This window comes from Glaesserella sp. (genome assembly GCF_041814905.1).
Taxonomy (GTDB): Bacteria; Pseudomonadota; Gammaproteobacteria; order Enterobacterales; family Pasteurellaceae; genus Glaesserella.
On sequence record NZ_JBGXYA010000029.1, the window covers coordinates 1 to 23475 of the forward strand.

General features: G+C 41.3%; 24 protein-coding genes, 4 tRNA genes, 1 pseudogene and 2 riboswitches. Of the genes and pseudogenes, 5 read left to right on the forward strand and 24 right to left on the reverse strand.

Annotated elements, in window-relative coordinates; translation table 11 throughout:
- The 3 genes from deoD to ACEYJ7_RS04495 all read right to left on the reverse strand — a co-directional run.
- Nucleotides 1–612 (reverse strand): purine-nucleoside phosphorylase (gene deoD, locus ACEYJ7_RS04485; protein WP_373777870.1); only part of this gene is annotated, 612 nt, incomplete at its 3' end.
- Between the two features lie 145 nt (nt 613–757).
- Nucleotides 758–1537, reverse strand: a complete 780-nt coding sequence (gene deoC / locus ACEYJ7_RS04490) for a deoxyribose-phosphate aldolase (RefSeq protein ID WP_373777871.1) — start codon at nt 1535–1537, stop codon at nt 758–760.
- A 96-nt stretch (nt 1538–1633) separates the two neighbouring features.
- A complete protein-coding gene (locus tag ACEYJ7_RS04495) occupies nt 1634–2896 on the reverse strand; it encodes a NupC/NupG family nucleoside CNT transporter (protein ID WP_373777872.1) in 1263 nt (420 codons plus the stop codon).
- A gap of 253 nt (nt 2897–3149) precedes the next feature.
- On the opposite strand from ACEYJ7_RS04495, the gene ACEYJ7_RS04500 reads away from it, so the two are divergent.
- Nucleotides 3150–3845, forward strand: a complete 696-nt coding sequence (locus ACEYJ7_RS04500) for an N-acetylmannosamine-6-phosphate 2-epimerase (RefSeq protein ID WP_373777873.1) — start codon at nt 3150–3152, stop codon at nt 3843–3845.
- Between the two features lies 1 nt (nt 3846).
- The gene (locus tag ACEYJ7_RS04505; RefSeq protein WP_373777874.1) at nt 3847–4728 is read left to right on the forward strand and encodes an N-acetylmannosamine kinase; all 882 of its coding nucleotides are present in this window, start codon (nt 3847–3849) and stop codon (nt 4726–4728) included.
- A gap of 95 nt (nt 4729–4823) precedes the next feature.
- Here ACEYJ7_RS04505 and pgi read toward each other — a convergent pair whose 3' ends face one another.
- From pgi to thiB, 15 genes are all read right to left on the reverse strand, one after another.
- Nucleotides 4824–6464, reverse strand: coding sequence for a glucose-6-phosphate isomerase (gene pgi, locus ACEYJ7_RS04510; RefSeq protein WP_373777876.1), 1641 nt, complete (start codon nt 6462–6464; stop codon nt 4824–4826).
- Nucleotides 6465–6499: 35 nt separating this feature from the next.
- Nucleotides 6500–6754: an accessory factor UbiK family protein gene (locus tag ACEYJ7_RS04515; protein WP_373777877.1), complete on the reverse strand. Its 255-nt coding sequence runs from the start codon at nt 6752–6754 to the stop codon at nt 6500–6502.
- A 104-nt stretch (nt 6755–6858) separates the two neighbouring features.
- A tRNA-Gln gene (locus ACEYJ7_RS04520) sits at nt 6859–6933 on the reverse strand.
- A gap of 48 nt (nt 6934–6981) precedes the next feature.
- Nucleotides 6982–7056, reverse strand: a tRNA-Gln gene (locus ACEYJ7_RS04525).
- Nucleotides 7057–7080: 24 nt separating this feature from the next.
- Nucleotides 7081–7165, reverse strand: a tRNA-Leu gene (locus tag ACEYJ7_RS04530).
- A 2-nt stretch (nt 7166–7167) separates the two neighbouring features.
- Nucleotides 7168–7244 (reverse strand) — tRNA-Met (locus tag ACEYJ7_RS04535).
- A gap of 177 nt (nt 7245–7421) precedes the next feature.
- Nucleotides 7422–8246: a shikimate dehydrogenase gene (aroE, locus tag ACEYJ7_RS04540; protein WP_373777879.1), complete on the reverse strand. Its 825-nt coding sequence runs from the start codon at nt 8244–8246 to the stop codon at nt 7422–7424.
- A gap of 3 nt (nt 8247–8249) precedes the next feature.
- The gene (locus ACEYJ7_RS04545) at nt 8250–8804 is read right to left on the reverse strand and encodes a Sua5/YciO/YrdC/YwlC family protein (protein ID WP_373777880.1); all 555 of its coding nucleotides are present in this window, start codon (nt 8802–8804) and stop codon (nt 8250–8252) included.
- Nucleotides 8804–9334, reverse strand: coding sequence for a topoisomerase DNA-binding C4 zinc finger domain-containing protein (locus tag ACEYJ7_RS04550; RefSeq protein ID WP_373777882.1), 531 nt, complete (start codon nt 9332–9334; stop codon nt 8804–8806). The genes ACEYJ7_RS04545 and ACEYJ7_RS04550 overlap by 1 nt, the downstream gene beginning before the upstream one ends.
- The gene (gene yqfB, locus ACEYJ7_RS04555; RefSeq protein ID WP_373777901.1) at nt 9321–9638 is read right to left on the reverse strand and encodes a N(4)-acetylcytidine aminohydrolase; all 318 of its coding nucleotides are present in this window, start codon (nt 9636–9638) and stop codon (nt 9321–9323) included. Before yqfB ends, ACEYJ7_RS04550 begins: the two co-directional genes overlap by 14 nt.
- Nucleotides 9631–10083 (reverse strand): recombination regulator RecX, encoded by a 453-nt coding sequence (recX, locus tag ACEYJ7_RS04560; protein ID WP_373777883.1) that lies wholly within the window; start codon nt 10081–10083, stop codon nt 9631–9633. Before recX ends, yqfB begins: the two co-directional genes overlap by 8 nt.
- Nucleotides 10084–10137: 54 nt before the next feature.
- Complete coding sequence (recA, locus tag ACEYJ7_RS04565; protein ID WP_373777885.1) at nt 10138–11232, reverse strand: recombinase RecA; 1095 nt, start codon at nt 11230–11232, stop codon at nt 10138–10140.
- A 132-nt stretch (nt 11233–11364) separates the two neighbouring features.
- The gene (locus ACEYJ7_RS04570) at nt 11365–11976 is read right to left on the reverse strand and encodes an aminotransferase class IV family protein (RefSeq protein ID WP_373777886.1); all 612 of its coding nucleotides are present in this window, start codon (nt 11974–11976) and stop codon (nt 11365–11367) included.
- Entirely contained in the window at nt 11954–12925 is a 972-nt protein-coding gene (locus ACEYJ7_RS04575) for an aminodeoxychorismate synthase component I (protein WP_373777887.1), read from the reverse strand. The genes ACEYJ7_RS04570 and ACEYJ7_RS04575 overlap by 23 nt, the downstream gene beginning before the upstream one ends.
- A 141-nt stretch (nt 12926–13066) precedes the next feature.
- Nucleotides 13067–14050 carry a thiamine ABC transporter substrate binding subunit gene (gene thiB, locus ACEYJ7_RS04580; RefSeq protein ID WP_373777889.1) on the reverse strand — a complete coding sequence of 328 codons (984 nt, stop codon included), beginning with the start codon at nt 14048–14050 and terminating at the stop codon, nt 13067–13069.
- A gap of 51 nt (nt 14051–14101) precedes the next feature.
- A riboswitch (TPP riboswitch) is annotated at nt 14102–14198 on the reverse strand.
- Between the two features lie 121 nt (nt 14199–14319).
- Here thiB and ACEYJ7_RS04585 point away from each other — a divergent pair.
- Both ACEYJ7_RS04585 and ACEYJ7_RS04590 read left to right on the forward strand, forming a co-directional pair.
- Nucleotides 14320–15387, forward strand: a complete 1068-nt coding sequence (locus ACEYJ7_RS04585; RefSeq protein ID WP_373777891.1) for a PhoH family protein — start codon at nt 14320–14322, stop codon at nt 15385–15387.
- The gene (locus ACEYJ7_RS04590; RefSeq protein ID WP_373777892.1) at nt 15384–16427 is read left to right on the forward strand and encodes a Gfo/Idh/MocA family oxidoreductase; all 1044 of its coding nucleotides are present in this window, start codon (nt 15384–15386) and stop codon (nt 16425–16427) included. The genes ACEYJ7_RS04585 and ACEYJ7_RS04590 overlap by 4 nt, the downstream gene beginning before the upstream one ends.
- Nucleotides 16428–16474: 47 nt before the next feature.
- Here the strand turns inward: ACEYJ7_RS04590 and ACEYJ7_RS04595 are convergent, their stop codons facing one another.
- From ACEYJ7_RS04595 to ACEYJ7_RS04620, 6 genes are all read right to left on the reverse strand, one after another.
- On the reverse strand, nt 16475–17128 hold the full coding sequence (locus ACEYJ7_RS04595; RefSeq protein WP_373777893.1) for a metallophosphoesterase: 654 nt from the start codon (nt 17126–17128) through the stop codon (nt 16475–16477).
- Nucleotides 17129–17196: 68 nt separating this feature from the next.
- On the reverse strand, nt 17197–17658 hold the full coding sequence (gene ribE / locus ACEYJ7_RS04600; RefSeq protein ID WP_373777894.1) for a 6,7-dimethyl-8-ribityllumazine synthase: 462 nt from the start codon (nt 17656–17658) through the stop codon (nt 17197–17199).
- A 73-nt stretch (nt 17659–17731) separates the two neighbouring features.
- Nucleotides 17732–18931, reverse strand: a complete 1200-nt coding sequence (locus tag ACEYJ7_RS04605) for a bifunctional 3,4-dihydroxy-2-butanone-4-phosphate synthase/GTP cyclohydrolase II (protein ID WP_373777896.1) — start codon at nt 18929–18931, stop codon at nt 17732–17734.
- Nucleotides 18932–19052: 121 nt separating this feature from the next.
- On the reverse strand, nt 19053–19697 hold the full coding sequence (gene ribE / locus ACEYJ7_RS04610) for a riboflavin synthase (RefSeq protein WP_373777898.1): 645 nt from the start codon (nt 19695–19697) through the stop codon (nt 19053–19055).
- A 29-nt stretch (nt 19698–19726) separates the two neighbouring features.
- On the reverse strand, nt 19727–20824 hold the full coding sequence (gene ribD / locus ACEYJ7_RS04615; protein WP_373777899.1) for a bifunctional diaminohydroxyphosphoribosylaminopyrimidine deaminase/5-amino-6-(5-phosphoribosylamino)uracil reductase RibD: 1098 nt from the start codon (nt 20822–20824) through the stop codon (nt 19727–19729).
- 143 nt (nt 20825–20967) lie between these two features.
- Nucleotides 20968–21093: riboswitch (FMN riboswitch) on the reverse strand.
- Nucleotides 21094–21199: 106 nt separating this feature from the next.
- Nucleotides 21200–23077, reverse strand: coding sequence for a SurA N-terminal domain-containing protein (locus ACEYJ7_RS04620; RefSeq protein ID WP_373777900.1), 1878 nt, complete (start codon nt 23075–23077; stop codon nt 21200–21202).
- Nucleotides 23078–23298: 221 nt separating this feature from the next.
- Between ACEYJ7_RS04620 and ACEYJ7_RS04625 the strand changes: the two are divergent.
- Nucleotides 23299–23475 (forward strand): annotated as a pseudogene (locus ACEYJ7_RS04625) (sodium:proton antiporter); the annotation flags it as partial.

Sequence of the window (23475 nt, forward strand, 5' to 3'; positions counted from 1 at the left end):
ATCCGAAAAGGTACAGATAGTTAATGCTTTGGCACCGAATTCTGCAGCAACGCCGTAAATCCCTGCGGCTTCCATTTCAACACCTAAAATACCGTATTTTTCCATCTCATCAAACATAGACGGATCCGGTGTGTAGAAAAGATCGGCGGAGAATAAGTTGCCGACACGAACATTTACGCCTTTTTCTTTTGCCGCTTGAACAGCTGCTGCCGTCATATCAAAATCGGCAATTGCAGCAAAGTCGTGATCTTTAAAACGCATACGGTTGACTTTTGAATCAGTACAAGCACCAACACCGATAACGACTTCACGTAATTTCACGTCTTGGCGAACCGCTCCGCAAGAACCGACGCGAATGATTTTTTGTACGCCATATTCAGTAATCAATTCTTTAGCATAGATTGAGCAAGACGGAATGCCCATACCGTGACCCATTACGGAAATACGGCGACCTTTATAAGTACCGGTAAAACCAAGCATATTACGAACATTAGTGACTTCTTTAACGTCGTCTAAAAAGGTTTCTGCAATATATTTTGCTCGAAGTGGGTCGCCCGGCATTAAAACGACATCGGCAAATGCACCTGCTGGTGCGTTAATATGTGGAGTCATGTTGTTTTCCTCTTTTCTGAATGATGGAATAGCAATTCCAATAATAAACGGAATTACAAGCGGTATTTTTTAGCAATATTTTGCAATAGTAATCACTAATCAAAAAATTTGCAAAATATCACTTGAAACTGACCGCTTGTAGAATCTAGTAGCCTGTTACTTTTTGATCAGTTTGCTGATCAGTTAAGGTGGCAAGTAAATTTGCCAATAGGCTCGAAGCGCCAAAGCGGAAATGGGCGGCATTTACACGTGATTCACCCAAAATTTTAGTAGCTAAAACCAGATATTCAGCGGCTTCCTCTGTCGTTTTTACACCACCGGCCGCTTTAAAGCCTACATGGTCTGCAACATTTAAGTCACGAATTGTTTCTAACATAATACGTGCAGCGGTTAAGGTGGCATTGACCGGCACTTTACCGGTAGACGTTTTAATGAAATTTGCCCCGGCTTTAATTGCAATTTCGCTTGCTTTGCGAATCAGAGCCTCTGTTTTGAGTTCACCTGTTTCAATGATGACTTTTAGCAATACGTTAGCAGTGGCACAAACGGCTTTACATTGTTTAACTAACTCAAAGCCAACTTGTTCATTCCCGTTAATTAAAGCTTTATAAGGGAATACGACATCGACTTCATCGGCACCGTAAGCAACGGCGGCTTTAGTTTCTGCAACTGCAATATCAATATCATCATTACCATGCGGAAAATTAGTGACTGTCGCAATTTTGATTTGTGGCGTGCCTTGTGCTGCCAACGTTTTACGTGCAATCGGAATAAAACGCGGATAAATACAGATTGCAGCCGGCGTGCCAAATTCGGTATTTGCTTGTTGGCAAAGTGAAATGACTTTCTCATCGGTATCATTATCATTGAGTGTGGTTAAGTCCATTAATGACAATGCTTGTCGAGCTACTCGTTTTAAACTCATATAAACTCCTTAAACGATTAGGCAATCGTTTGGCTAGGCTATAAATGACAACACCACAGTTTCCTGTGGTGTCGCTTGTTTGTATTGGGTTCTATATTATAGCACAGCACCGCTGAGACCGATAAATAAGCCTGCGATAGTTGCGCTCATTAAGTTAGAAAGCGAACCTGCTAATACTGCTTTTAGTCCCATTCTTGCGACATCACCGCGACGGTTTGGAGCCATTGCACCTAAACCACCGATTAAAATCGCAATAGAGCTAAAGTTTGCAAAACCACATAGTGCGAAAGTGACGATCGCTTTGGTTTTATCACTTAATACCATTGGTGTTTCAGGTCCTAAATATTTAGCAAATTCTAAGTAACCAACAAATTCATTGATCGCAAGTTTTAAACCAATCATTTGACCAGCAACTTCTGCTTCATTCCATGGTACACCAATTACCCATGCGAGAGGTTTGAATACCCACCCGAAGATTAAGCCTAAACTAAGCTCCGGATAATTAAACCAACCGCCGATACCGCTTAGCATACCGTTAATTAATGCGATTAACGCAACGAATGCGATTAACATTGCACCTACGTTTAATGCAAGTTGCATACCTGCACCGGCACCTGCCGCTGCCGCATCCAGCACATTAGCCGGTTTTTCTAAATCCACATCTTCCAATTCGTCTTTGAATTGTTCTGTTTGCGGCATTAAGATTTTGGCGAATAATAAACCGCCCGGTGCCGCCATAAAGGATGCTGCGATAAGATATGTTAACGGCACGCCCATTCCTGCGTAGCCTGCCATTACTGAACCTGCAATAGACGCTAAACCACCCGCCATAATTGCGAAAAGTTCAGATTCGGTCATTTTGTTGATGTATGGTTTAACGATTAGCGGAGCTTCCGTTTGACCAACAAAGATATTGGCTGCTGCAGACATCGATTCGGATTTAGATGTGCCTAATACGCGTTGTAATCCGCCGCCGATAATTTTGATCACCCATTGCATAATACCTAGATAGTAAAGTAATGAGATCAATGATGAAAAGAATACGATAGTTGGAAGCACTCGGAATGCGAATACGAAGCCACCACCGCCGAAAACTTCGAACATTTTATCACTGACTAAACCGCCAAATAAAAATGAAATACCTTCGTTACCGTAGGATATTACTTTAGCAACACCGTTAGCCGCAGCACCTAAAACATCACGACCGGCAGGAACGAAAAGAATTAACGCACCGATACCGATTTGTAATGCCAATGCGCCAAAAACCGTACGATAATTGATTGCTTTTTTATTTTTAGAAAATAGAAAAGCGATCAACAGCAGTACGAAAATACCTAATAGACCATTGAGAATATCCATTGGAAAAAGCCTCAAATTGTGTGGAAAATATGCTGATTTTTATTTTTTAAAATCAACGGTAGAAATGTTTCGTTACTATACCGATTTTTTTTGTCAAAATCTTCAAATTTTTGTAGTTATCTCAATAATGTGGAAAGCAAAAATAAAAAATTTGATCTATCTCTCACTTTTTTATTCTATTGATTGATTTCGTTTCATGAGAAGTTTATTCTTGGAGTTATTCTTCCTTTTTTGTATAACTTATGGAGTTTCTATGTCAAGATTAACTAAATCACAGATTTTAGCACAATTAAAAAATGGGTTGATAGCATCTTGTCAACCTGTCGATGACGGTCCGATGGATTCTCCGCAAATTGTAGCAGCAATGGCTCAAGCCTCTGTAGTAGGCGGCGCTGTCGGATTGCGTATTGAAGGCATTGATAATCTAAAAGCGGTACGGGCGGTTGTGGATGTACCCATTGTAGGAATCGTGAAACGTGATTTACTGGACAGCCCGGTAAGAATTACACCGTTTTTACAAGATATTGATGATCTTTATCATGCTGGTGCAGATATTATTGCGTTTGACGGAACCAACCGTATTCGTCCGACTCCGATTGAGGATTGTGTTAAACGAATTCAAGAACTTGGTGCTATGTCGATGGCGGATTGCTCCAATTTTGAAGAAGGGATGTATTGCCAGAAATTAGGAGTGGATTTAATTGGAAGTACAATGTCCGGTTATACCGGTGGCGAAATACCTAATGAACCGGATGTTCAATTAGTTCGTGATTTTGTGGCAAATGGCTGTCGGGTGATGGCGGAAGGGCGTTACAATACGCCGGAGCTTGCCGCATTAGCGATTGAAAACGGAGCTTATGCCGTCACAGTCGGTTCGGCATTAACGCGTTTGGAGCATATTGTGAGTTGGTTTGTCAGTGCTATCAAAAATCGTAAAACAGGAGCTTAAAATGACCGCTTGTCTTGCCATTGATGTCGGTGGTACTAAAATCGCTGCGGCATTAGTTATCTTAGACGGAAAAGAAGCTCAAGTGAAGCAACGTATCCAAATTCACACACCGCAAAACCCGAGTGCAGAGGCGTTGGATAATGCTTTGACTGAAGTGTTACAAACCTTTAAAGGACAATTTGATAAGGTTTCGGTCGCATCAACCGGGATTATTCAAAATGGTGTTTTAACCGCACTCAATCCGAAAAATTTAGGAAATCTGGCTTTTTTCCCGTTACAACAAAGTATTGCAAAATATACGGATAAGCCGATTACCTTGCTCAATGACGCACAAGCTGCCGGCTGTGCGGAATTTCTGCGCCAAGATGATATTGAGAATTTTGCCTTTATTACCGTTTCAACCGGTGTGGGAGGCGGAATTATTCTTAACCGTAAATTATTTACCGGTACAAATGGTGTTGCAGGGCATATCGGCCATACTTTAGCGGATCCAAACGGGGAGCTTTGTGGCTGTGGGAGAGTCGGATGTGTAGAAGCTGTCGCAGCTGGACGTGCGATTGCGCGTGAAGCGGCAAAATGGGAAGCCCCATGTGAACCGCCTGAGGTTTTTGAGCGTTTCCGTGCGGGGGATCAGCAAGCGGTTACTTTAGTTGATAAATCTGCAAAAGCGATTGCGCATTTAATTGCGGATCTGAAAATCGGTTTCGATATTCAGCGCATTGCGTTGGGGGGCAGTGTCGGTTTGGCAGAGGGTTATCTGGCGAGAGTACAGCATTTTTTAGCGGAAATGCCGACCATTTACCGTCCTGAAATTGTACCGGCGTATTATGCGCAGGATGCAGGTTTGATTGGTGCCGCATGGTGGGCGGAAAATCAGCAATAACTTGATGAAGCTAACAACAAGCGGTCAGTTTTAAGCAATAATTTGCAAATAAAAAGGCGAGAAATATCTCGCCTTTTCTGTTTTGTCGCAGAGAGTTAACGCCAGGCTTTATATTGATTAATTAAACCATTGGTTGAACTGTCATGGCTCTGAATTGTTTTATTGTTTTCAAGCTCCGGCAGAATACGGTTAGCGAGTTGTTTACCTAACTCAACGCCCCATTGGTCAAAACTATAAATATTAAAAATCACACCTTGGACAAAAATTTTGTGTTCATACATTGCGATCAATGCACCTAAAGTGAACGGTGTGATTTTTTGTACCAAGATCGAATTTGTCGGCTTATTTCCGGTAAATACTTTAAATGGCACGATTTCAGCTACTTCTTCTAGTGTTTTACCCGCTTGTAAAAATTCTTGTTCTACCACTTCCTTCGATTTACCAAATGCTAAGGCTTCTGTTTGGGCAAAGAAGTTAGATAGTAATTTGACATGATGATCAGCTAACGGATTATGTGTTTGTGCCGGCGCAATAAAATCACATGGAATCAGTTTTGTACCTTGATGAATTAATTGGTAGAACGCATGCTGACCGTTTGTTCCCGGTTCGCCCCAAATAATCGGGCCGGTTTGATAATTAACCGGATGACCATTACGTGCCACAAATTTACCGTTCGATTCCATATTTCCTTGTTGAAAATATGCAGCAAAACGGTGCATATATTGGTCGTAAGGGAGAATCGCTTCAGATTCTGCACCTAAGAAATTGTTATTCCAGATTCCGACAAGAGCCAATGTCAGCGGAATATTTTTTTCCGGTGAGCTGTTTAAGAAATGTTTATCCATTGTATGAGCTCCTTCAAGTAGCTGCTCAAAGTTCTCGAAGCCTAAAGAAAGTGCGATAGATAAACCGATTGCGGACCATAACGAGTAACGACCGCCAACCCAATCCCAGAATTCGAACATATTGGCTGTATCGATACCAAATTTTGCAACTTCTTTTGCATTGGTTGAAAGGGCAACAAAGTGTTTTGCTACCGCAGATTCATCTTTTGCGGAAGCCAATAACCATTCGCGTGCAGAAAGAGCATTGGTCATGGTTTCTTGAGTCGTGAAGGTTTTTGATGCAACCAAGAAAAGGGTAGTTTCCGGGTTTGTTTTACGTAATGTTTCGGCAATGTGTGTACCGTCTACATTGGATACAAAGTGCATATTTAAGTGATTTTTATATGGACGTAATGCTTCCGTGACCATATAAGGACCTAAATCCGAGCCTCCGATACCGATATTGACGACATCTGTAATCGCTTTACCGGTGTATCCTTTCCATTCTCCTGAAATAATACGTTCGCAGAAATCTTTCATTTTAGCTAAGACAGCATTCACTTCAGGCATGACATTTTTACCGTCTACTTCAACCGGGGTATTTGAGCGGTTGCGTAATGCGGTGTGTAACACGGCACGATTTTCGGTGCGGTTGATTTTGTGACCGGCAAACATCGCTTGAGTTGCCGATTTAACATGGCATTCCTCTGCAAGTTGACGAAGAAGAGATAACGTATGTTCGTTGATCGCATTTTTAGAAAAATCGACTAAGATTTGATTTTCAAAATGTAGCGAATATTTATCAAAACGGGCCGGATCTTCACTAAACAATTGCGGAATACTCAATTTTTCCGCTTTATGTTGTTCTAAAGCATTCCAAGCAAAAGTTTGGGTTGGGTTAATTTTTTGCATTTAACTTAATCCTCATATCAAAAATAAAAAATCGGTTAATCAGCAGATTGCTGATCTTTGCTCAGGGTATCTAAACGTTTCTCTAGCTCGTTTAATTTTTCACGAGTACGAAGTAAGACCTGAGATTGCACATCGAATTCTTCACGTGTTACAACATCTAATTTAGCAAGTTGTGCTTGTAGGATTTGCTTAAATTTTTCTTCGAGATCATTGCCTACATTTTTTAAACTTTGTGGGAGTGCATTGTGGAGCTGTTGAGCGATAGACTCTAGATTTTTTGGATTGAACATATTATTCCCCTTTACGAAATAGGACCACAATTCTAAAGAATTTTATAGGAGATAAAAAGTAAAGAATGGGAAATTAGGCTAAATAAAGTAAATAAGAGGGAAAATGGCTGGGGTACTAGGATTCGAACCTAGGAATGCTGGGATCAAAACCCAGTGCCTTACCGCTTGGCGATACCCCAAAAGCAAAAAACTAACCTGAAAGTTAGTTCTGAATAATTTGAAATAAGTGGCTGGAGTACTAGGATTCGAACCTAGGAATGCTGGGATCAAAACCCAGTGCCTTACCGCTTGGCGATACTCCAGTCGTTTTATTTGCAAGCTTCAAATGGTGCGGGACGAGGGACTTGAACCCACACACCTCTCGGCGCCAGAACCTAAATCTGGTGCGTCTACCAATTTCGCCAGTCCCGCAATGGTGGCTACAGCGAGATTCGAACTTGCGACCCCAACATTATGAGTGTTGTGCTCTAACCAGCTGAGCTATGTAGCCATTGCGTTTACCATATCGGCTTTGCGGGGCGTATTATGCTGATTTAGCTTTACCGCGTCAAATCTTTTTTTCCAAAAAATATAAAAAATCTGCTATTTGCCTAGAGTTTCGGCAAATTGATATAAAAAACAACGTATTTTAATATAAAACGTTTATTTTATAACAAGTTACGTAATATTATTTATTATTTTCCATTTCAGATTTTAACTCCAAAAGTGTGCATTTAATGTCCGGCATAACCCCCTCCCAGAGTTGAAATGCATAGCCGGCTTGTCCGACTAGCATCCCCAGTCCGTCCTGACAATGTATAGCTCCTTGAGTTCGAGCGTAGTTTAAAAAAGGTGTTTGCATGTTCATCGCATATTGCATATCGTAAATGTTTGCCGAACGCAATAATTTTGATGGTAATTCAACATATTTTCCTTGTAGACCGAGCGATGTTGCATTAATAATTAAATCAAAGGATTGAGTGATAAGTTCATTTATACAAGCGGTCTGAATTGGGCCGAATTTTGCAAATTTTTCGGCTAAATTGACAGCCTTTTCCAAAGTCCGGTTATAAATTGTAATATGTTGCTCTGCTTTCAGTAATGGATAGAGTACGCCTTTAGTTGCACCTCCTGCACCGAGAATTAATATTTTTTGACCTGTATTCAACCAGCCTAAACGTTTTAAATCGGCAACTAAACCGGCGCCGTCCGTATTATCTGCATACAATCTGCCATCTTCCAAACGCTTTAAGGTATTACAGGCTTCAGCTTGTAGACAACCTTCGCTGTATTCATCCGCAAGTGCGAAAGCCCGTTCTTTAAAGGGCGCGGTGATATTGGCTCCGCTTGCACCATCTGCAAAAAATTGTAATAGCTGGGTTTCAAATTTGATTTCATCACCGAGTTTTGCAACATAAGCGAGTTCTCTTCCGGTCTGTTTGGCAAAGAGCTGATGAATACGTGGCGATTTGCTTTGGGCGATTGGATTCCCCCATACAGCATACTGATTCATAAATTATCCTTGTCTAAAAATATGTTGGGTAAAAATATCGCGAATTTCAGACGGGTTCGCTTTCCCGCCTGTCGGCATGTCTAATACCGGAAAATTGCTGCCAAATTGCGTTAAAACCTCTGCCGCCGAGCGACAAGGCGGTGAATCAGTAAGATTCGCACTGGTTGATGTAAGTGCGAATCCGCAGGCGTTACATAATTCAACAACAGCCGGTACTTGGCATAAGCGTAATGCAATGGTGCTAAATTGACCGGTTAAATAGCGAGGTAAGCTAGGTTTTGCCGGCATTATCCAAGTAATGGTTTTTTCATTTACCTGTAGAAATCGTTGCCACTCGGTTTCGCTTAATTTAGATTCGTCGATATAAGGTAACAGCAGTTCGAGAGTCGGAGCGATTAAAATCAATCCTTTTTCTTCGGGGCGTTTTTTTAATACTAATAATTTACGAACAGCTTGCTCGCTGTTCGGATTGCAACCTAAACCGAAAACCGCTTCGGTCGGGTAGGCTATAACTTGGTTTTGCTGTAATTTTTCAACAAGTTGGTTAAAGGAATACATTATTCTGAGTCACTGAAAAGATGATGGCACTGTTTATTAGCACAAAGATAAACGATTTTGCCGCGTTGTTTTTTGATTGTAGCAAGTTTTCCACCACATTGTGGACATTGTTTGATAACAGGTTTAGCCGGTAAGATAAATTTACACTCGGGAAAACCGCTACAACCATAAAAATGTTTCCCTGAGCGTCCAATTCTTTCGACTAGTTTATGTTTTTTGCAGACCGGACAATCGAATTCCGGCTCGATTTTGTTCTCTTCGTGTACGATAAAATGGCATTCAGGGTAGTTACTACAGCCGATAAATATACCAAAGTGACCTTGTTTTAATTGTAAAAGAGAGTGGCATTCAGGACAAAGCTCATTTAAGGTTTTGATAACATGGCTGGCTTGCTGCAATGGTTTCAGATAGTCACACTGTGGGTAGTTAGTGCAACCTAAAAATAGCCCTTGTTTCCCTCGTTTTAATTGTAATGGAGCATTACATTGCGGGCAAAGTTCGGTATGTTTGGTTGATTCAAATAGGCTCATTGAGTAACTCAAATTCAATCACAAAAAAGTCATCGTCGTTTGGATAGATTTCTTTTATTACCTGCTTTAATCGGGGTAGTGTCATATTTTCTTGCTTCGCATGCGTTTCATTTAACTGTTCAAACTGCACCGGAGTTACTGTCAGCACTCTGATTTTGGCAAATAATCGATTGGTTTCAAGAGTAAAAACTTCGAGTTTTTGCTGTGGTTGAAAGTAGGATTCTGACTGATCCCGAATAGTGATAGTCTTTTTTCCATTGACAATATCCGCTTCAAAACGGCTAAAAAAGGTAATTTTATTCATCATAATAATCTAAATTCAGCAAATGAGAAAAATGTTCCGTATAAAATCCATGACTTGCCATAAAACGCCACATTTTTTGTTTGGCTTTGATATCTAATGTCGGAGGGCATTTTTTTTCAAATAATCGTTCGGCAAGCTCAAACCAGTCAATTTCACTATTACTGAGTTGTTGTGAAATCAGCCATTCACTAACGCCTTTTTGCTGAAGTTCTTGTTTCAGGCGGCGAGGTCCGTATCCTTGTTGAGCGCGATAGCGAATAAACATTTCGCAAAAACGTTCATCACTTTGCCAGTGGTTCGCTTGTGCCTGTTCGATGGCTTGCTCGATTTCGTCGGCACTATATGCTTTTTGTTTAAGTTTTTGTCGGAGTTCAAATTCGCTGTAGTCTCGCTTAGAAAGCAAGTAAATCAGGTAACTGATGGCGGAATGTTTCGGCGTAGACATAGAGATAATGAAAATGCGGTGTAGTTATAAACCGCATTTTCCCTTAATTAAAAATTAAAATTCTTCTTCGTTAAATTCTTCATCGTCTGAATTAACTACCTCGTTATGTTGTGATGAATCGGATAGTAAGGCACGAATATCTTGTTCTATTTTTTCGGCAATCACCGGATTTTCTTTTAACCATGCGACGGCATTATTTTTACCTTGACCTATTTTAGTACCTTCATAAGAGAACCATGCACCGGATTTTTGGATAAATCCGTGGGCTTCTGCCAAAATCAGTAATTCGCTCATACGGGAAATACCTTCTCCGTACATGATGTCGAACTGTACTTCACGGAAAGGCGGCGCAACTTTATTTTTCACTACTTTGACTTTGGTTTCGCTGCCTTTGATTTCATCGCCTTCTTTTACTACACCACAACGACGAATATCTAAACGAACGGAAGCATAGAATTTGAGGGCGTTACCGCCGGTTGTAGTTTCCGGATTACCGAACATCACGCCGATCTTCATCCGAATTTGGTTGATGAATACAACTAAACAATTAGTGTTTTTAATATTTGCAGTGAGTTTACGCAATGCTTGTGACATTAAGCGAGCCTGCAAACCCATATGAGAGTCACCCATTTCACCTTCAATTTCCGCTTTCGGAGTGAGGGCCGCAACGGAGTCAACAATAATCACATCCACTGCGCCGGAACGCACCAAGGCATCACAAATTTCAAGAGCCTGTTCACCGTTATCCGGCTGAGAAATTAATAATTCATCGGTATTTACGCCTAATTTTTTCGCATAGACCGGATCTAAAGCGTGTTCCGCATCGATAAAGGCACAAGTTTTACCATTCTTTTGAGCTTGAGCAATAACGGAAAGTGTTAGTGTGGTTTTACCTGAAGATTCTGGTCCAAAAATTTCAACAATACGTCCCATAGGTAAGCCACCAATACCCAATGCTAAGTCTAAACCGATAGAACCGGTTGAAACTGCTTCAATATCAAGCTGTTGAGTATCGCCTAATTTCATAATCGAGCCTTTACCGAACTGTTTTTCAATTTGGGCAAGGGCTGCGGCTAGCGCTTTTTCTTTACTTTCCGGGTCTTGTTGTTTGGTTACGCTGTTTTTGGCATTCTTTTTGTTGTCAGACATGGTACTTTCCTTTTATTGATCTGTGTTACTTGTTCGGTCATGACCTTTGGGTCAAATTACTGTAAATTATTATACTGTTTGCCTATACAGTTTCAAGTGATTTTTTCTGATTTTTCGATCGAAATCGCAAAATTATCGCAAAATCAGACCGCTTGTAACCGGTATTGTTCTTGTTTCATCAAAGGGGTTTAGTGCGTTAATCATCATAACCTGTTCATAATCAAGCAGATTTTCGGCTCGAATTTCGGTTAATATCACCTTGTTTTGTTGAATGAGTTTGCTTAGCTGCGTACCTTTCAGCAGATATTTATCGGAGCTATACCATGTTCCTTGTTTTAGGAAGAGCAGATTGCCGATGGTACAATCACTCACGAATCCGTTATTGATAATAATAATTTCATCGGTATCAGGCATCGCAGATTTTAAGCTTTCCAATTTGCGGCGATCACTGTATTTAAACCGGTAATCAAAATGGTTGGTATAAACGGTTTGTAAGCGGCGGATGGTTTTGGGTGAATAATGATAGAAACGGATATTATATTCATTAGAATTATATTCCACTTTACAACGTATTAATCCATTTGAAATAGGATTTTCTCTTTTTAAAATATCTTCTAAATTAAATTTAGACTCGGAATTCAAATAATATTTGAATGCGTAATTAATCCGTTCTTGGTGAAATTCAATATTTTGAAATTGGCAATCAATAACGGCAATTGTTTCAAATAAGGGATATCGGAACATATACTTTCTCTAATATTTCATTATATTCGTCTTGTAATTGACTTAATGCGGTAATACCTCCACCGCTACGGAAAATAAATTGATTTCCTTGTTGTTCAATATAGCGAATAGCAACGGCACTTTCTAATTTTTCACCGTCAAAATAGCCAAAAACACCGGTGTAGTAGCCACGTTTTTGTTGCTCTGTTTGTTGAATAATCGCAACGGTTTTAGTTTTTGGCGCTCCACTAATCGAACCGGCAGGCAGCAATTTTGCTAAGATTGTGCCGATTTTTGCCTGCCAATTTTCTTTTAGTCGACCTCGAATTTCGGAGCTGGTTTGATAAATTGCACCGCGATGCGTTTCTAATTTTTCAATATAACGGTATTTAGAAACTTCTATCCGTTCTGCAACAAGAGATAAATCGTTACGAATTAAATCAACAATCGTGTTATGTTCGGTAAATTCTTTTTCTGAATCGAATAGTTTTTTTTCTGCATTATCTTCCGCAGCATTAATCGTGCCTTTCATCGGGTAAGAATAAATAATATTATTTTTAATACGGATAAAACATTCCGGTGAAAAACAGACAAATTGATTGTCTAATAATAATTTGTATTTTGCCCGACTGGCGATATAAATTTCTTCTAAACTATAATTGGATTTGATTGGTGTCGGATAAGATAAATTTAATAAATAGCTATTACCTGCCTGAATTTCTGCTTTAACCGATTCAAATCCTTTTTTATAGCGGTTGAAATCAAGGGGGGTAAGCTGAAATTCAAAGGGTTTTTCGACAGTTTCTAAGGTTATCGTATTACGATAGCCTAAAAGATCAAAGGTAATTCCCTGATTTAACGTCTCCGAAATCGGTAAAATTAGCGGTTTTTGCTGTTCAAAATCGATTAAAAAGAAAAAAGGTTGGCGCTCGCATCCAAGCTGATTCGCGGTTTGAATAAAATGCTGCATATAATATCGTTAATTCGGCACGGCTATCGTCTAAAACTATTATAGCGCTTTTTGTAAGCGGAAGCAGTTTCAAAATACAAGCGGTCGTTTTGGGTCAATTTTTTGCAAAAAAAGACAGAAAGCAGACCGCTTGTATCGTTATTATTGGCTTAATGTTTTTTGCCACGTATTTAACCAACCTTTAACCGTATTGGTTTCCGGTTGTGCGATGTTTAAAACGGGATAGCTTGGCAGCGTTTTAAACGCCGGATCCGACGCTGTACTCACTACCGGTTTCATCACATTATGATAAGAAATCACTTGTTGTGCTTCAGGTTGTAATAAAAACGCTAAGAATTGTTTTGCCAGCGCAGGCTGTTTGCTGTATTTGCTGATCGCGGCAACTTCAATTTGCATTAAGTGACCTTCGCTAAAACGGGCGGCGACATATTTGTCGGTTTTATCGTGCCATTGGTGATAAAGCGGTGAAGTGGTATAGCTTAACACGAGATCCGCTTCCCCTTTAAGAAATGCGCCGTAAGTCTCTGACCAACCTTTGCCGACGGTGACGGTGTGTTTGGCGAGGGTTTCCCACGCTTGTTCCACGTGATCTCCATAAACGGTATTCATCCAAAACAGAAAACCGCGTCCGACCGTGCTGGTGCGCGGATCTTGATAGATGATTTTTAAATCTTGGCGTTCAACCAAGGCTTTTAAACTTTTTGGCGGGTCGGTGAGCTTTTCTTTGTTATAAATAAAAGCATATTCGCCGAAATCATAAGGTAAAAAGCGGTGATTTTGCCATTTTGGCGTCAGCTCAATGGAATCCGTATTCAGTTCATGCGGTATAAACAATCCTGATTTTTCTGCTTCAGGCAAGACAAAATTATCAATACCGAGCATGACATCCGCTTTGGTCTTTGCGCCTTCCAAGCGGATACGGTTGAACATCGTGACGCCATCTTCAAACGGCATAAATTTTAGATCGCAGCCACATTGCTTTTCAAACAGAGGTTCAAGCTGTGATGCAGGTCCCCAATCAGAGGCGAAAGAATCATAGGTATAAACCGTTAAGGTGGATTGTTGTGCAACGGCGGTTACGGCAATGGTAAACGTGGAAAGTGCAAAAACAGTGGTCGGTTTCATTGGATATCTCCTTCTAAAATGGAAATTAGTCGGAGGATCTAAAACAGAGGAAGAAAATCCTGTCTCAAATCCCTACGCTGATATTAATCAGATCAGGTTCTATGGGTATCTCTCAGCTTTGTTACACAAAGCACCCCAATGAGAACGAATGCATTCTACTATAATCATCTTGAAAAATCGCTTAAAATATCGCAATACATAGTTTGGCGTAACAAGCGGTGCGTTTTCGCCACTATTTTGCAAATGTTGGTATCACATAAGGATTCACTTTGAACGAACTGATTTTGACCTTAGAACCTCAAGACAATGCGCGCTTGCAATCTTTTTGCGGCACTTTTGATGAAAACCTCGCTTTAATTGAAAAAAGTTTCGGTGTGGTGATTGCGCGTAATGCTTTTACTTTGACTCTCCAAGCCGCCGAAGAAAATCACTATTCCGCTAAGTTACTGCAAAATACCGCCAAACTTCTGCAACAACTGTACAACGAAACCGCACCGATTAAAGGCAAAGTCAAAGAACTGGATTTGGAAGACGTGCATTTAGCAATTCAGGAAAGTCGAATGTTATTGCAAGAACAGTGGCAACCGTCGGGTCATGAAATTGCGATAAAAACCAAACGCGGAGTGATTAAACCGCGCGGCGAGCATCAGCAGGCTTATCTGCGTAATATTTTAAGCCATGATATCAGTTTTGGTATTGGTCCGGCAGGTACCGGGAAAACCTTTTTAGCAGTGGCGGCAGCGGTGGAATCATTGGAACGCCAAGAAATTCGTCGGATTTTATTAACCCGCCCCGCGGTGGAGGCAGGGGAGAAACTGGGCTTTTTACCGGGAGACCTTGGTCAGAAAATAGAGCCTTATTTGCGTCCGTTGTACGATGCACTGTTTGAAATGCTTGGTTTTGAACGCGCGCAAAAACTGATGGAGCGCAATGTGATTGAAATTGCACCTCTTGCCTATATGCGTGGTCGGACGTTAAATGATGCATTTATCATTCTCGATGAGAGCCAAAATACCACAATCGAACAAATGAAAATGTTTTTAACCCGAATCGGCTTCAACTCGAAAGCGGTGATCACCGGTGATATCACTCAAGTTGATTTGCCGCGTAGCCAAAAATCGGGTTTAAAACATGCGATTGAAGTGCTGGGTAAGGTGACGGATTTGAGCTTTAATTACTTTGACAGCCACGATATAGTGCGTCATCCTGTCGTTGCGAAGATCGTTCAGGCTTATGATGCATGGGAAACCGAGGACGAACTACGCCGTGAACAGCGTCGTTTAGAAAAGTTGGCGTTAGAGCAACAAAAAATTTTAGAACAGGCGGAGCAATTATGAGTAGAGTAGTAAAAGTCGGCATTGCAGGGTTTGGATATTCAAGTAAAGTGTTTCATTTGCCTTTTTTGGCAAATGATCCGCGTTTTGAAATTGTGAAAGTTTATGAGCGTTCAACCAGTCATGCTCTTGAATTTTTGCCACAGGTTGAAATCGTAAGAGAATTCGCTCAACTCCTGACGGATGAGATTGAATTGGTGATTATTACCACGCCGAACCAAACTCATTATGAGATGGCTAAACAAGCGATGCAGGCGGGGAAAAATGTGCTGGTAGAAAAGCCGTTAGTTGTAACTTCCGCAGAGGCAAAAGCGTTGGCAGAATTAGCAAAACAGCAAAATGTGGTCTTGTCGGTTTATCAAAACCGCCGTTGGGATAATGCGGTTCTCACGGCTAAACAGATTTTAGATCAAGGTTTGATCGGTGAGCCGGTGGATTGTGAAATCCGTTTTGACCGTTATGCCAAAGGTAAAAACGCCAAAGCGTGGAAAGAAACGGGAGAACGGGGTACAGGGTTGGTGTATGATTTAGGCGTACATTTGATTGATGCCAGTCTACATTTGTTCGGTAAACCGAGCGAAATTTTTGCCGATATCCGCTATCAACATGAAGGCGCATTGAGCGATGATAATTTCACCATCCATCTCTATTATCCGTCAGGGCTGAAAGTTGCTCTTTATGCCACTAAATATGCGCGGGAAATCGGGCGTTATTTCACTTTACACGGCAAATTAGGTTCTTATGTGAAGCAACATTTCGATCCGCAAGAGTTTCGGTTAACTCAAGGTATTGTACCGCAAGGCGATTGGTATAAAGAGTCGGAACAAGACTGGGGGATTTTACATACTGAAATAGACGGTGAAGTGGTCCGCAAACCGTTAGAAAGCGCAGCGGGAAGCTATCAGGATCTCTACACGAATCTTTATCAGGCGATTGTCGAGCAACAACCGCTGAACGTTACCGCAGAGCAGGCGGCAGACGTGTTGATGTTAATCGAAAAAGCCTTTGAAAGTGCACAAACGGGTAAGAAGCTGAAATGTTAACCCGACAAGCGGTCGGTTTGAGGCGATAATTTGCAAATCGTCCAATATCACCCTTTCAATTTATACAAGGTCAAATGCCCGCTGAAAAAGGCTCCGGTATCAATATAAACACGGTTAGCGACCGTCTTTATTTCTTTGAGCGGAGTGTGCCCGAAAATAAACAGCAGGGCTCCATCAATACCAGCTTGATCATTGGATAAGAGGCGATCGCGATTCCAAATCACTTTTTCCGAATCAATTTCTTTGTCAAAATCATAGTGATTGCTAGGGTAGTCTGCATGAGCAATCACGACTTTTTCGCCTTCCAAATCCAATTCAATAATCAGTGGTAATATTTGATACTGATGAAATAGTTTTTTCGCTTCTTGCCGCTCAGCTTCAGATAACTCCGCGAACCAAACGCCGCCGTTTATCGCCCAATTTAAAAATTCACCGCGCTCTTTATTTAATGCGTCAATGGCCATTTGTTCGTGATTACCGCGAACGGCTTTAAACCAGGGTTGCTCAATTAATTTCAAACACGCCAAACTATTTTCACCGCGGTCGATTAAATCACCGACGGACAGTAGAAGATCGGTATTCGGATTGAAACCGACTTCTTTTAATCGTCGTTGCAGTAGCCGATAGCAGCCGTGCAAGTCACCGATAACATAAATATGAGCGTAATGTGAACCGTCAATTCGTTGGTAAAGCTGAGCCATAACATTCCCTCAAATCAAGCCGATAAGAATGGAGAACAAGCGGTCGTTTTGGGCGATTATTTTGCAAATTACAGCGCTTTTAACACATTCACCATTTCAATAGCACCTAACGCACATTCAGAGCCTTTATTGCCTGCTTTTGTGCCTGCACGTTCGATTGCTTGTTCGATATTTTCAGTGGTTAATACGCCAAAAATAACCGGAACACCAGTTTGTAAGCTCACTGCACCAATGCCTTTTGCTGCTTCGTTACAAACGTAATCATAGTGCGTAGTTGAGCCACGGATTACTGTACCTAAGCAGATGACTGCATCATACTTACCGCTTTCCGCCATTTTTTTCGCCAACAACGGAATTTCAAACGCCCCCGGCACCCAAGCGGTATCAATATCGCTTTCGCTTGCACCGTGGCGAACGAGGGTGTCAATCGCACCGCTTAACAGTTTATCGTTGATAAAATCGTTAAATCTCGCACACACAATGCCGAATTTTAACCCTGTTGCCACTAAATTACCTGTAATAATTGCCATTTTTGCTTTTCCTTCTTGTTAAATAAATTGATATTCCCCCTCTTTAGCAAAGAGGGGGCTAGGGGGAGATTTTTTAAAAGTTAAACAGATGTCTCATTTTGACTTGTTTAACTTTAAGGTATTCCAAATCGTGTTTATTCGGCTCAACCATAATCGGCTCTCGTGCCACGATATTTAAGCCGACTTGCTGTAAGCCTTCGATTTTCGCTGGATTATTGGTCAGCAAGCGGATAGTTTTCACCCCTAAACTGCGAAATATCTGTGCGCCGATATGGTATTCACGCTCATCTTCACCAAAGCCAAGGGCTAAATTTGCCTCAACAGTATCCATTCCTTTATCTTGCAATTCATAAGCACGCAGTTTGTTGATTAAGCCAATGCCTCGCCCTTCTTGACGTAAATAGAGCAACACGCCTCTGCCTTCTTGCTCAATTTGGCTCATTGCGGCGGCAAATTGCTGACCGCAGTCGCAACGCTGTGAACCAAAGGCATCGCCGGTTAAACATTCAGAGTGAATACGGCATAGCACCTCTTCACCGTTACCAATATCCCCTTTCACTAACGCAACGTGTTCTTTCCCTGTGATTTTTTCAATGAAACTATGAGCGGTAAACTCGCCGTATTTGGTCGGCATTTTGACGACGGAAATTTGCTCAATTAAACAATCTTTTGCTCGGCGATATTCTTGTAACTGGGCAATTGTGATAAACGGCATATTGTGTTGAGTGGCAAAGGCTTGTAGTTCAGGCATTTTCATCATTGTGCCGTCATCCGCCATAATTTCACAACACAGCCCTGCGTGTTTAAGCCCTGCTAAACGAGCTAGATCCACCGTTGCTTCCGTGTGTCCGTTACGCATCAACACACCACCATCTTTCGCAAGCAGTGGGAACATATGCCCAGGGCGACGGAAATCACTTGGTTTAGCGTTGTCGTTCACCACTTTAAGTGCTGTAAGCGAACGCTCAAAAGCCGAAATGCCTGTGCCGGTATCAATATGATCGATAGCAACGGTAAAGGCAGTTTCGTGGTTGTCGGTGTTGTACGAAACCATCTGCGGTAGGTCGAGCTTTTTGGCAATCGCCGTTGAAATCGGCATACAAATCAAGCCCTTACCATAAGTTGCCATAAAGTTGATATTTTCAGGGGTGGCAAATTCCGCCGCACAGATAAAATCCCCTTCGTTTTCTCTGTCTTCGTCATCGCTGACGATAATAATTTTGCCTTGGCGTAATGCGTCTAAGGCTTGTTCTACGCTTGAAAATTGAAACATTTGCTTTCCTTTTCTTTAAATCTGACCGCTTGTTATGGACGCCAAGCGTGGCATCCCTACTTTAAATTCACTTTCCTTTTTGATAATTCCCCCCCTTTGAAAAAGGGGGGCTAGGGGGGATTTAAAACCCCACTCGCTTTAAAAATTCTTCGGTGACATTGCTCTGTGGTTCACTCTGTTTCGGCGACAACAATTTTTCCACATATTTTCCAATCACATCATTCTCTAAATTCACGATACTGCCGACCTTTTTTGTGCCTAAATTCGTTTCACTTAAAGTATGTGGAATAATCGACACACGGAAGCTGTTTTCATCACAATCGACCACCGTCAGGCTTATTCCGTCAATTGTAATTGAGCCTTTTTCAATGATGTAACGCATCAGCTTTGCCGTGGTTTTAATCTGATACCAGATCGAATTATTCGCAGGGGTAATGCTGACAATTTCCCCTGTGCCATCAATATGCCCCGACACAATATGTCCGCCGAAACGTCCGTTTGCCGCCATTGCACGTTCAAGATTAACGGGGCTGTTCGGCTGTAATTCGCCTAATGATGTACGGGCTAAAGTTTCCGACATTACATCTGCGGAAAAATGGTTTGCGCCAAATTCGGTCACGGTTAAACAGACACCATTGACCGCAATGCTGTCGCCTAAGTGCATATCCGCAAAAATTTTGCTTCCCGTAATGGTTAAAACGGCAAATTCCCCTTGTTTGTGGATTTTGGCGACTTTGCCGACTTCTTCAATAATGCCTGTGAACATAAATTTTCCTTTCTAATATGTTCCCCTCTTTAGAAAAGAGGGGGAGCAATTTCATAATCAATCAACAGATCTTCGCCGATTTGGCTGATCTTTGCATTTTTCAATTGCACTGCATTTGCCAACACGCCGATCCCTTCACCACCGATTGGCGTTTTGGCGGTAACACCGCCGACTAATTTCGGGGCGATATAGCAATGCACACGGTTTACAATACCGGCGTTTAACGCACTGAAATTTAAACTCGAACCGCCTTCCAACAATAGGCTGTCAATTCCTTGTTCGCCGAGTTTTTGCAAAAGATCGGCTAAATTTACCCGGCTGTTATCCGCGGAAGTAACGAGAATTTCTACGCCAAGCTGTTGATAAAACTGATGTTTTTGTTCATCCGTATTCAGCGTTGCAATTATCGTGCGATAGGTTTTGGCAGTTTGGACTAATTGGCAATCTAATGGCGTACGCAACCGGCTATCGCACACAATCCGCACTGGCTGTTTGGCATTCGGCATACGGCTATTGAGCATTGGGTTGTCCGCCAACACTGTATCCACCCCAACCATAATCGCACTGTATTGATGTCGGGTGCATTGCACATTGGCTCTGGCTTGCTCCCCCGTAATCCATTTGGACTCGCCGGTTGCGGTGGCAATTTTACCGTCTGCGGTCATCGCATATTTCATCAACACATAAGGGCGTTTGGTTTGAATATAGTGAAAGAAAATCGGATTTAACGCATCACATTCGGCTTTCATTACATTTTCAATCACTTCAATCCCCGCTTGGCGAAGTTGTGCGACGCCTTTGCCTGCCACAAGGGGATTGGGGTCACTTGAGCCGATAACGACGGTTTTAATCCCTCGTTCAATCAGCAAATCAGAACAAGGCGGTGTGCGCCCGTGGTGACAGCAAGGCTCAAGGGTGACGTAAGCCGTTGCGCCACTTAAATCTTCCTGACAATGTAAAATCGCATTGCGTTCAGCGTGCCATTCGCCATAGCGTTGGTGATAGCCTTCCGCAACAATGTTGCCGTCCTTGACAATCACACAACCGACCAATGGATTAGGATTTGTCCAGCCACGACCAAGTTCAGCCAGTTCAATGGCTCGAGCCATAAAAATAGAGTGTGTCATTTGGGGTTTTAAAGTTAGGGGCAGGATAGAAACATCCCCTTGGAAAAAGGGGGAAACATAATAGAAAACGCCTTGAAATCTGACGATCTCAAGGCGTTAAAAGCATAAGAAAAGCACTCGAACAGTGTTCGAGTGTAGATATTCCAGCTCTTCTTCCATCCAGACTATCACTGTCGGTACCGGAATTTCACCAGTTCCTGCGTCGGTTCTCACCTCTGCTCGCGGACTTTACCGCCGATCGGGAATTTCACCCTGCCCTGAAGATTAAAAATTGTTGTGGATTCTGCTCTTATTTTTAGAAAGTGTCAAGTTACAACTTTTTAACAAACAAAAAATGCCTGAGTAACCTTCAAGCGTTTTTTGATATGTTATTGGCTATTTCAAGTTGTCAGGTTGGTTGATAAAATCCTGATTGACTTCGATTTTGGCTCTTTCTCTTAGATCTTTGAGTAAATTATTGAGTAGTACCACACGATCTGCCTGAACAAACTGTGCCGCGAACGGTTTAAATCCTTCTAAATCACCGTCAGTGACTTTGATGAGTTCAATAATCACAATATTGCCGTTACCGTCTTCTGCGACTTGGTAAGTCGCTTGATTTTCAATGGGTTTCGGCATAGCAAAAATGGTTTGCGCTAACTGCGGCTGTTGTAATTGCGCTTGTGCAAACATCAATTCTTCAGGTTGTCCGAAGGTAACTTCTGCGCTATCCCCATTTTTCAGCGCTTTCACTTTTTCTTCCGCTTTAGCGGCTAAAGCTTTTTCAGCTTTAGCATACTTTACGATCTGTTCTACAGCTGTTTTGGCTTCATCAAAGGTTTGATTGCTCTGAGCTTGATAGTTACTTACTCGAACAAATATCGAACTAGGATGTGTACTGTCGCCGATTTCGATAGCTTCAGAATTTTGCCCGTTTTGTGCAATATCACTGTTAAATAATACTCTTAACACTTTTTCATGATTGAGTACGGACGGTACATTATTGCGAGTAAACTGTTCGGTTTTTTGTACACTGACACCGGCAGCTTGTGCTACAGAGTCTAATGAGCCACTGTCTTCAAAAGCTCTATTTGCCATTTCTCGAGTAATTCTGGAATATTCTGTCAAAACGAGTTCGTTACGAATTGTTTCAGTAATTTGAGCTTTAAGCTGTTCTACCGGGATAGTTTGCCCTGCATTACGTTCTAATACTTTGACTATGTGATAAGCACCGTCTACGTTAAGCGGTTTACTGATTTCGCCTATCGCGAGAGCATTTGCTGCATCTTCAAAGGCTTTTGGAAACACGCCGGCTTTTGCCCAACCTAAATCACCACCTCGGTTTGCAGAAATTTTATCGAGGGATTTTTCTTTTGCGATTATCGCAAAATCCGCACCGTTTTTTAACTCTTGTTCAATCGCATTAGCATCTGCCTGACTAGCAACTTGAATATGTGCAATACGAGCTTCACCTTGAGTGACATATTTCGCTTTATTGGTTTGGTAGTAAGTGTTGATTTGTTCATCGGTAACTTGGATATTTTTACCAAGTTCTTGCGGTGTAACCACTACATAGTCAACAATCAGTTTTTCCGGATTGATAAAGTCACTTTTGTGTTCATTATAGTAATTTTGTAATTCTGCTTCTGTCGTAGTTTGATTAACAAATTCTTCTGAAATCGGATAGTTTGCTAAACGTACTTGGCGGTTTTGTAATAACAATTTAGCTAATAATGCCTGTTGTGCCGGTACAACAAAATCAGTGGACACAATTCCTTCTTGGATCTGTGAAAACAGCATACCTTCATAAACAATAGAAGCATAACCATCAGGTGTCAAACCTCTATTACGTAGAGTTTGTTGATAAAGTGTATTATCGAATTTACCGTCTTTTTGGAAGAATGAGCTGTTGACAATTTCAGATTTAATTTGATCTGCACTGATGCCTAAATTGAGGTTTTTGGCATATTGACGTAATAACTCATCATTAATGAGTTGATTTAATACGGAGTCTTGAAACTGCTTAGCGTACTCTGGGTTATCCAGTAGATCCCAAAAACGTTCACCAAGTTCAGCATTCAACACATTTTGTTGACGGCTTTTTTGAGCATTAAACACTTGTTGTGAAATTTCTTCACCGTTAACCTTTACGGCAGAGGTATCGTTACTCATTAAACCGGTACCGATACCGCCTAATACAAAAGAGATAGAAACAAGGGCGAAAATAATTTTAAAAACAAGCCCATTTGATTTCTCATGCATTTTTTCAATCATTATATTGTTCCTGATTTATGACAAAATTTTGCCGATTATACTGGAAAGCGCTTAATTCTCAAATTTGAAATTTCAGTCGTTTTATCAATTTTTTTGATCAGCTCAGAGCAGTGAATACGCTATCTAAACTTTGCATTTAAGTCTAAAATTTGATTTAATTCGCATCTCATGCTTAATGGAATTTAATTTCATTTTTTTCGACTCTATATAGGATACCGTATATGGGTATTTACACATATATTTGCTTTCTTTCTGCTGTATCGATTCTGCTCGGTTTTATTACCCACAAAATCAGTGATAAGGTTCAATCAACAATTGCCATTACTGCAGCAGCAATGGTTGGTTCATTAATTTTATTGCTACTCGGTTCGCTAGGTTGGTTCAACTTGGATAACGTC